This is a genomic window from Leisingera sp. JC1, assembly GCF_001679925.1.
Taxonomy (GTDB): domain Bacteria; phylum Pseudomonadota; class Alphaproteobacteria; order Rhodobacterales; family Rhodobacteraceae; genus Leisingera.
Genome location: NZ_LYUZ01000150.1, coordinates 1 through 9,216, shown reverse-complemented (window position 1 = coordinate 9,216; position 9,216 = coordinate 1). Strand labels below are relative to the sequence as shown.

The window sequence follows — 9,216 nt, the reverse complement described above, 5'->3', positions numbered from 1 at the left end:
CGCCTAGAACGCTTGCCAACCAAGGACATTCGGATACGGCGGAAAACCATGCTCGACCTGACATATGAACTCCCCAAGCCCAAGGTGATCGCGGGCGCCAAGCATGACTGGGAACTGGTCATCGGCATGGAAGTGCACGCCCAGGTCAGCTCCAATGCCAAGCTGTTCTCCGGCGCCTCCACCAAGTTCGGCGCCGAGCCGAACTCCAACGTGGCCTTCGTGGACGCGGCGATGCCCGGCATGCTGCCGGTGATCAACGAGTACTGCGTTGAACAGGCGGTGCGCACCGGCCTGGGCCTGAAAGCGGACATCAACCTGTGGTCGGCTTTTGACCGCAAGAACTACTTTTATCCCGACCTGCCGCAGGGCTACCAGATTTCCCAGCTTTATCATCCCATTGTGGGCGAAGGCGAAGTGCTGGTGGAACTGGGCGACGGCACCGCGCGCAACGTGCGCGTCGAGCGCATCCACATGGAGCAGGACGCAGGGAAATCGATCCACGACATGGACCCCAACATGTCCTTTGTCGACCTGAACCGCACCGGCGTCTGCCTGATGGAGATCGTCTCCCGTCCCGACATCCGGGGTCCCGAGGAAGCCGCCGCCTATATCGCCAAGCTGCGTCAGATCATGCAGTACCTGGGCACCTGCGACGGCAACATGCAGAACGGCAACCTGCGCGCCGACGTGAACGTCTCGGTCTGCCTGCCGGGCCAGTACGAGAAGTACCAGGAAACCCAGGACTTCAGCCACCTCGGCACCCGCTGCGAGATCAAGAACATGAACTCCATGCGCTTCATCCAGCAGGCCATCGAGGTCGAGGCACGCCGCCAGATCGCCATCATCGAGGGCGGCGGCAAGGTCGAGCAGGAAACCCGCCTCTATGATCCGGACAAGGGCGAAACCCGCTCCATGCGCTCCAAGGAAGAGGCGCATGACTACCGCTACTTCCCCGATCCTGACTTGCTGCCGCTGGAAATCGAGCAGGCCTGGGTTGATGATATCGCCGCCAATCTGCCGGAGCTTCCGGACGGGAAAAAGGCGCGCTTCATCAACGACTTCGGTCTTTCCGACTATGACGCATCGGTGCTGACCGCGGATGTGGAATCGGCGGCCTTCTTTGAGGAAACCGCCAAGGGCCGCAGCGGCAAGCTGGCTGCGAACTGGGTCATCAACGAGCTGTTCGGCCGCCTGAAGAAAGAAGATCACGCGATCACCGAATCCCCGGTCTCCCCGGCCCAGCTAGGCGGCATCATCGACCTGATCGCCTCCGACGCGATTTCCGGCAAGATCGCCAAGGACCTGTTTGAGATCGTCTATACCGAAGGCGGCGACCCGGCGCAGATCGTCGAGGAACGCGGCATGAAGCAGGTGACCGACACCGGCGCCATCGAGACCGCCCTGGACGAGATCATCGCCGCCAACCCGGCGCAGGTGGAGAAAGCCAAGGTGAACCCGAAGCTGGCGGGCTGGTTTGTCGGCCAGGTGATGAAGGCCACCGGCGGCAAGGCCAACCCCAAGGCGGTGAACGAGCTGGTCGCCAAGAAACTGGGCGGCTGATCCGCCGCATATCCGATACCGGAAGGGCGCCCCAAGCGGCGCCCTTTTTCGTGCCGGAAACGGGGGTGACTGCGTGCACCCCCTGTACACCCCCTGTGCACCGGGCGGTGCCTTTCCCCGCCACTGCAGCGGAATTCCCCGCCTTGACCTTCGCCGCGCCAAGGGCTTTGCTCCTGCCAAAATCCCGGAGGTTTCATGCAGCCCAATTTCGATCAGGAACTCGAGGACCGTCTGGTCCGCTACGCCGCCATCGACAGTCAGAGCGACGAGACCTCAAGCTCCACCCCCAGTACCGGAATCCAATTCGATATGCTGAACCTGCTGGTGGCAGAGCTGCAGGAAATCGGCGCCGAGAACGTCACGCTCACTGATTACGGCGTGGTGCTGGCGACCATTCCCGCCACAGCGCCGGGGCCGGCCATCGGTTTGCTAGCGCACGTCGACACCGCGCCGCAGTTCAACGCCACGGGCGTCAAACCGCGGGTGATCAAGAACTATGATGGCGGTGATATCACCTACCCCGACAACCCGGACCTGGTGCTGTCGCCGCAAAAATCCCCCTACCTCGCCTCCAAACAGGGAGACGACCTGATAACCGCCTCCGGCCTCACCCTGCTGGGGGCTGACGACAAGGCCGGCGTCGCCATCGTGATGACCCTGGCGCGGCATCTGCTGGCTAACCCGGACATCAAACACCCGAAGATCCGCCTCGCCTTTACCCCGGACGAGGAAATCGGCCGCGGCGTCGGCGAGCGGCTGCCCAAGGACCTTGACGTGGACTTCGCCTATACGCTGGACGGCGGCGACGCAGGCGAGATCGTTTATGAGAGCTTCTCTGCCGACCGCGCGGTGGTGACGGTGAAGGGCGTGTCGATCCACCCCGGCTGGGCCAAGGAAAAGATGGTCAATGCCGCGCATCTGGCAGCAAAAATCGTGCAGACCCTGCCGCAAGCCACAATGACGCCGGAAACAACGGACGGGCGCGAGGGCTTCATCCATATCACCGACATGAACGGCGGGTCTTCGGAAATGGAGATCAAGCTGATCCTGCGCGATTTTGAACTCGACGGGCTGGCGACCAAGGGCGATCTGCTGCGCAGTGTCTGCGACGCGGTGCAGGCCTCGGAACCGCGGGCGGAAATCACCTGTGAGATTTTCCCGCAATACCGCAATATGCGGTACTGGCTGGAAAATGACATGACCCCGGTGGAACTGGCGCTGGCAGCCTGCCGCGCGCATGGGATCGAGCCCATCTCCGCCCCGATCCGCGGCGGCACAGATGGCTCGCGGCTGACCGAGTTCGGCGTGCCGACGCCCAATATCTTCACCGGCATGCAGAATGTGCACGGACCGCTGGAATGGATTTCGGTGCAGGACATGGCCAAGGCCACCGAGGTCTGTCTGACGCTGGTGCAAAAAGCCGTTGCTCACGAATCCCGCTAGATTTTCAATAAACTTCGGCCACTCAATTCTGGACCAACCAGAGGCAGGAACTGTTCCTCAACGCATAGCACTGCCCCAAATTTTTTTCCAATCCAATTTTCAGGACCTGTGCTCATGAAAAACATTCCCGTTTGGGTATTTTCGACCATTGCTGCAGGAACTGCCTGCTGGTTCGGCTGGGCGGCAATGAGTCTCATGATTGCAAAATCGTATCACCCCCAAGCCTACTACGGCAGCTTCGGCATGGTGTGGATGTGGGTTTTTGCATCTTTCGCAGGAACCGTGTTCACCGCTCGCATCATCTGTTTCTTCGCTCTGAAACAGCATCAAAAAGCTCTAAACCTTGGTTCGGCAGCAGTGCTCGCTTTAACTGCTCTCGCGCACTCCGCGTCCATTTCGGTTGACACAGGTCACAAGGAAATTTTCTGGATCGGCGGTGTCAGGCATGATGTTCCCTGGCAATACGCTCCGCAAACTCGGCGTAAGAATGGTGTTTCCAGCCTATTCCAGATCCAAGTGGGCACAGAGGAACTGCTACCTCGCTACAGTTCAGGCGGAGCCGGCTACTTCACTCTGACAAAGTCAATTGTCCCAGAAAATGGCGTAGCAAAAGCTCTCTTGGATCAATGCAAGCAGGAAGACTATGGCATAACCTGCCGGAGCCTCCGCAATGGTTTCCTCTACGCCATCCATGGAAGAAGCAAAAACCTGCCGCAAAACACCGCGAGATTGCTCAAACCTGCGCAGGAGTTGCTCGATAGTTTTATTGTGTCACCCTAGCGTTGGAGCAAACTCAACTGGGACTAGCCGCCTCCCGCTCACCGGTTCAAACGCCACCTTGGCCTCTGGCCGCCTGATTGATAAAAGCGGCCAAACTTCAAGAGATCAGCACCATGCAAGCATTTGAATACAAGGTTGTCCCCGCCCCGGCCAAGGGCACCAAGGCCAAGGGCGTGAAGACACCGGAGGCGCGCTTTGCCAATTCGATCGAGATCCTGCTCAATGAGATGGCCGCCGAGGGCTGGGAGTTCCAGCGCGTCGAGCTGCTGCCGAGCGAGGAGCGCTCCGGCATGATGGGCTCTGCCACCAACTGGCGCAACGTTATGGTGTTCCGCCGTGCGCTTGCAGCGGACGAAAAGCCCGCCAAAGCACCGGAAGCAGGCCGCAAGGAGCCCGCCGCGCCGTCGGTGGAATTCCGTCACAGCGAACCGGAAACACCGCGGCTGACGGCGGCCGCAGGCGACCCGGAGGCCCCGCCGGAAGCCGAACAGGTACCCGGCCCCGGCGCCGCAAAGATGCAGGCCGATGACGGGGTCGAGGAGCTGAGCCCGGTCTCAGGCATGACTGCCGCATTGAAGGCGCGGGCCGGTATCAAGGACGGCGATAAGTAAGCCGGCGGGTGGCGGGCATATTGCCCGCCGCGGCGCCTCAGGAGCCAATATCCAGCGCCAGCGCGTGGATGCGCGGCACGATGCCGCCCAGCGCCTTGTGCACTGCGCGGTGCTGCTGCACCCGGTTCATTCCCTGAAAGGCTTCAGCGCGGATCCGCACCGCAAAATGGCTCTCGCCGGAGCCGTCATCACCGGCGTGGCCTGCGTGTTTGTGGCTTTCGTTGACCACCTCCAGCGCGTCCGGCGCAAAGGCCGCCTTCAGTGCCGCTTCCATTTCCTGCTGAACGCTCATTTTCCGCTCATCCCCATCTTTTTTGCCTGCGCCCCCTTCAATCTGGCGCCCCTTAGACTAAACTGCTGCCTCCGAGTCGAACAGATGCGTCTAGAAGGTGCGCCCCATGAGCAAATCCGATCCCTTTGGCTTCGATATGTCCGTCCGCTCCGCCAAGAAGAAGAACCCGCGCGGGCGGCGCGCAGCCAGCGGCGCGTCCGAGACGTCGCAGCGCGTGTGCGACAAGGACGGCTGCGAGGAAGCCGGCAAGTTCCGCGCGCCCAAGGCGCCGGATGTGCTGGATGACTTCTACTGGTTCTGCCAGGAGCATGTGCGCGAGTACAACAACCAGTGGAACTTCTTTGAGGGCACCACCGAGGCAGAGCTGAATGCGCAGCGCTCCAAAGACAAGGTTTGGGAGCGTGAAACCAAGCCGCTGGGCGATCCGGAGGCCCGCGCCTGGGCGCGGCTGGGCATCGAGGACCCGCATCAGGTGCTGGGTGCCAATGCGACGCAGAACCCGGGACGCGCCGCCAAGGCGGGCCGCCGCCTGCCGCCGACAGAGCGCCGCGCGATCGAGATCCTGGAGGCCAAGGACGACTGGTCCAAGGCCGACATCCGCAAGGCCTACAAGAAGCTGATCAAGGTGCTGCACCCCGACATGAACGGCGGCGACCGCAGCCAGGAAGAACAGCTGCAGGAAGTCCGCTGGGCCTGGGACCAGATCAAGGACAGCCGCAGCTTCAAGTGAGCCAGAGGCAGATTTCCGGAAGGACGGGCGGCAGAAGCCGCCCTTTTTCTTTGCCGCATCAGCAGTTGCGATGCGCGGTCTTTTGCCGAAAGTTTATGATAGAAATTTTATTTCTTTGACGCACCCCGCCGCGACCGGTTACGCAAGGACATGCCGGATGCAGCTGTCCCCCCAAAAGCTAGACATAACCGGCAAAACGCGCCCCCTGCTGCCCGGCTGGGGGCGCTTTGAATTTCCCCTGCAGTGCTGAACTGCCTGGCCGGCCCGCTCTGGCCCGTCCAGTTGCGGATCAATCGCACGCTCAGCTGGCTTCCGGCGCGACTTTCCCTTGCCCTTGGCGGCCAGATCAGGCACCAATCCCGCGAATTGGCCCCTGAAAGCAGGGAAGAGGGATAAGGACCGACTGCGATGACCGACGGATTTGTGGATATGGATGCGAAACCGACCGAAACGATTTCGGTGCGCGATGTGTTCGGGATCGACACCGACATGACGGTCAAGGGCTTTGCCGACGGCTCTGAACGCGTTCCGGCGATGGACCACACCTACAAGTTCGACCCGGAAACCACGCTGGCGATTCTGGCGGGCTTCAGCCACAACCGCCGGGTGATGATCCAGGGCTACCACGGCACCGGTAAGTCGACCCATATCGAACAGGTCGCGGCACGCCTGAACTGGCCCTCTGTCCGTGTGAACCTGGACAGCCACATCTCCCGGATCGACCTGATCGGCAAGGACGCGATCAAACTGCGCGACGGCAAGCAGGTCACTGAGTTCCACGAAGGCATCCTGCCCTGGGCGCTGCGCAACCCGGTTGCCATCGTGTTCGACGAATACGACGCGGGCCGCGCCGACGTGATGTTCGTGATCCAGCGGGTGCTGGAGCATGACGGCAAGCTGACCCTCCTGGACCAGAACGAGATCATCACCCCGAACCCATTCTTCCGCCTGTTTGCGACTGCCAATACCGTTGGCCTGGGCGACACCACCGGGCTTTATCACGGCACCCAGCAGATCAACCAGGCGCAGATGGACCGCTGGTCGCTGGTCTCTACCCTGAACTACCTGAGCCATGACGCCGAAAGCGCCATCGTTCTGTCCAAGGCGCCGCATTACAACACCGCCGAGGGCCGCAAGAAGATCTCCCAGATGGTGACCGTTGCCGACCTGACCCGTACTGCCTTCATGAACGGCGACCTGTCGACCGTGATGTCGCCGCGGACGGTGATCAACTGGGCCCAGAACGCTGAGATCTTCCGCAATGTGGGCTATGCCTTCCGCCTGTCGTTCCTGAACAAATGCGACGAGCTGGAGCGCCAGACCGTGGCCGAGTTCTACCAGCGCTGCTTTGACGAGGAGCTGCCGGAGAGCGCCGCGAGCGTTTCGCTGGGCTAACTGGTAAAATGCCGCCCGGCCGCAGGCCGGGCAGCGCCCGACCCGCCCCCAACGGGGCGGGCGCTTCTCGCCCACCCCGCCGGGCCGGCCGCTGCCCTATCCGCAGCACACTCGCTGGACTTTCAAGCAGGCAAGGGCGATGCTGACTGGCGGAAAAGGTGCGACCATGAAAAAGCCGAACGACAACCCAGCCGATCCGTTCAAGAAGGCCCTGTCTGAGGCCACCAAGGTGATGGCCAACGACCCGGAGCTGACGGTCAGCTACACGGTCGACCCCTCGGGCCTCACGGGCGATACCATGCGGCTGCCGCAGGTCTCCCGCCGGATGACGCGGGAGGAGGTGCTGCTGGCCCGCGGCACCGCGGATGCGCTGGCGCTGCGCCACAAGTTCCACGATGACGCCACCCACGCAAAATACGTGCCGCAGGGCGAAATGGCCCGCGACCTCTATGAGGCGATGGAAACCGCCCGCTGCGAGGCGATGGGCGCGCGGCATATGCCCGGCACCGCGTCGAACATCGACGTGAAGATCCGCAACGAGTCGATCCGCCGCGGCTATGACCAGATGAAGTCCTCCTCGGAGGCGCCGCTGGCTGCCGCCGCGGGCTATCTGGTGCGCCATCTGGCGACCGGCCGCGAGCTGCCCGAGGGGGCCTCCAACATCATGGAGCTGTGGCGCGGCTTCATCGAATCCCAGGCCGGCGGCACGCTGGAGAACCTGGACGAAACCATTGCCGACCAGGCTGCCTTTGCCAAGCTGGCGCGGCAGGTGATCTCTGATCTGGGCTATGGCGACCAGCTGGGCGACGACCCGGATGAGCTGGACGACGAAGCCAATGACGAGGCCGAGGACAACGCCGAGGAGCAGCAGGACCCGGACAGCACCGGCCAGGACGATAGCGAGGAGGAGCAGGCCGACGCCTCCCCCGAGCAAAGCCAGGAGCAGCAGCAGGACGAAAGCCAGGCCCAGGTCTCGATGGACGAGATGGCCGATGATGATCTGGCCGAGGACACCGAGATGCCTGATGGCGAGGCGCCGCTGGAGCCGCCTGCCCCGCCGCCGGTCTCGGATGCGGACCCGGATTACAAGGTGTTCCGGGATGCCGATGATGAGGAAATCAACGCCGAGGAGCTGGCCGAGCCTGCCGAGCTGGAACGCCTGCGCGCCTATCTCGACCAGCAGTTGGAGCCGCTGAAGGGCGCCGTCAGCCGCTTGGCGAACAAGCTGCAGCGCCGCCTGCAGGCGCAGCAGAACCGCTCCTGGGAGTTTGACCGCGAGGAAGGCATCCTGGATGCGGGCCGTCTGGCGCGGGTTGTCGCCAACCCGACCACACCGCTCAGCTTCAAGGTCGAAAAGGACACCGAGTTCCGCGACACCGTGGTGACGCTGCTGCTCGACAACTCCGGCTCGATGCGCGGCCGCCCGATTTCCATCGCGGCGATCTGCGCCGACGTTCTGGCCCGGACCCTGGAGCGCTGCAACGTGAAGGTCGAGATCCTCGGCTTCACCACCCGCGCCTGGAAAGGCGGGCTGGCGCGCGAGGCCTGGCTGAACGAGGGCCGCCCGCAGCAACCCGGCCGCCTCAACGACCTGCGCCACATCATCTACAAGGGCGCCGACGCCCCGATGCGCCGCACCCGCACCAACCTGGGCCTGATGATGAAAGAGGGCCTCTTGAAGGAAAACATCGACGGCGAGGCGCTGGAATGGGCGCACCGCCGGATGGTGGCGCGGCGCGAGGCCCGCAAGATCCTGATGGTGATCTCCGACGGCGCGCCGGTGGATGATTCGACGCTCTCGGTGAACCCGGCGAACTACCTGGAGAAACACCTTCGGGACGTGATTGCGATGGTCGAGAAGCGCAAGCAGGTGGAGCTGCTGGCGATCGGCATCGGCCATGACGTGACCCGCTACTATGAGCGCGCGGTGACGATCACTGATGTGGAACAGCTGGCCGGTGCCATGACCGAACAGCTGGCCGCCCTGTTTGACAGCGACCCGCGCGCCCGTGCCCGCGTAATGGGCATCAAGCGCGCCAGCTGATCCTGTAGCGGACAATGGCAAGGGGGCGCTCCCGCGCCTTTGGCCTGCATCTGCAGATGCCGTTCTCAGCCTTGGGCATGGCCGCGCGCTGATGCGCGCGGCGGCGCCGGATGCCCTGCATCCGGCGCGTGGCCCAACGGGCCGCGGGGCATCTTCGATGCGTCAAGGCCGGGCGGGAGCACTCCCCCGTTTCAAGCCCTCCCGCTTGTTCCGTCAGGTCCCGGCAAATCTCTCTGCCGCCGCCCTTGCCAGCCGCAGGGGTATTTGGGACAAGAAGGGGCGCGCGGCTGCCCAGCCCCGCGCCTTTTCTTTGCTGCGGCCTTTGGGAAGCCCCCTGCCGCCGCCCCGCCCCTTAAGCAGG

General features: G+C 63.2%; 8 protein-coding genes. 7 read left to right on the top strand and 1 reads right to left on the bottom strand.

The window, feature by feature from the left end:
* Positions 1-48: 48 nt before the first annotated feature.
* The 4 genes from gatB (at position 49) to A9D60_RS24110 (ending at position 4,394) form a co-directional block, all read left to right on the top strand.
* The gene (gatB, locus tag A9D60_RS24125) at positions 49-1,560 is read left to right on the top strand and encodes an Asp-tRNA(Asn)/Glu-tRNA(Gln) amidotransferase subunit GatB (protein WP_065269946.1); all 1,512 of its coding nucleotides are present in this window, start codon (positions 49-51) and stop codon (positions 1,558-1,560) included.
* 195 nt (positions 1,561-1,755) lie between these two features.
* Complete coding sequence (pepT, locus tag A9D60_RS24120) at positions 1,756-3,003, top strand: peptidase T (RefSeq protein ID WP_065269945.1); 1,248 nt, start codon at positions 1,756-1,758, stop codon at positions 3,001-3,003.
* 114 nt (positions 3,004-3,117) lie between these two features.
* Positions 3,118-3,783 (top strand): hypothetical protein, encoded by a 666-nt coding sequence (locus tag A9D60_RS24115; protein WP_141118047.1) that lies wholly within the window; start codon positions 3,118-3,120, stop codon positions 3,781-3,783.
* A 113-nt stretch (positions 3,784-3,896) separates the two neighbouring features.
* Positions 3,897-4,394 (top strand): DUF4177 domain-containing protein, encoded by a 498-nt coding sequence (locus A9D60_RS24110; protein ID WP_065269943.1) that lies wholly within the window; start codon positions 3,897-3,899, stop codon positions 4,392-4,394.
* 37 nt (positions 4,395-4,431) lie between these two features.
* Here the strand turns inward: A9D60_RS24110 and A9D60_RS24105 are convergent, their stop codons facing one another.
* Positions 4,432-4,686, bottom strand: a complete 255-nt coding sequence (locus A9D60_RS24105) for a BolA family protein (RefSeq protein ID WP_065269942.1) — start codon at positions 4,684-4,686, stop codon at positions 4,432-4,434.
* A 106-nt stretch (positions 4,687-4,792) separates the two neighbouring features.
* Here A9D60_RS24105 and A9D60_RS24100 point away from each other — a divergent pair, with 106 nt between their 5' ends.
* From A9D60_RS24100 to cobT, 3 genes are all read left to right on the top strand, one after another.
* On the top strand, positions 4,793-5,416 hold the full coding sequence (locus A9D60_RS24100) for a DnaJ domain-containing protein (RefSeq protein ID WP_065269941.1): 624 nt from the start codon (positions 4,793-4,795) through the stop codon (positions 5,414-5,416).
* Positions 5,417-5,824: 408 nt separating this feature from the next.
* Complete coding sequence (gene cobS, locus A9D60_RS24095) at positions 5,825-6,811, top strand: cobaltochelatase subunit CobS (protein ID WP_065269940.1); 987 nt, start codon at positions 5,825-5,827, stop codon at positions 6,809-6,811.
* 166 nt (positions 6,812-6,977) lie between these two features.
* Positions 6,978-8,855, top strand: a complete 1,878-nt coding sequence (gene cobT, locus A9D60_RS24090; RefSeq protein WP_065269939.1) for a cobaltochelatase subunit CobT — start codon at positions 6,978-6,980, stop codon at positions 8,853-8,855.
* Positions 8,856-9,216: the final 361 nt, after the last annotated feature.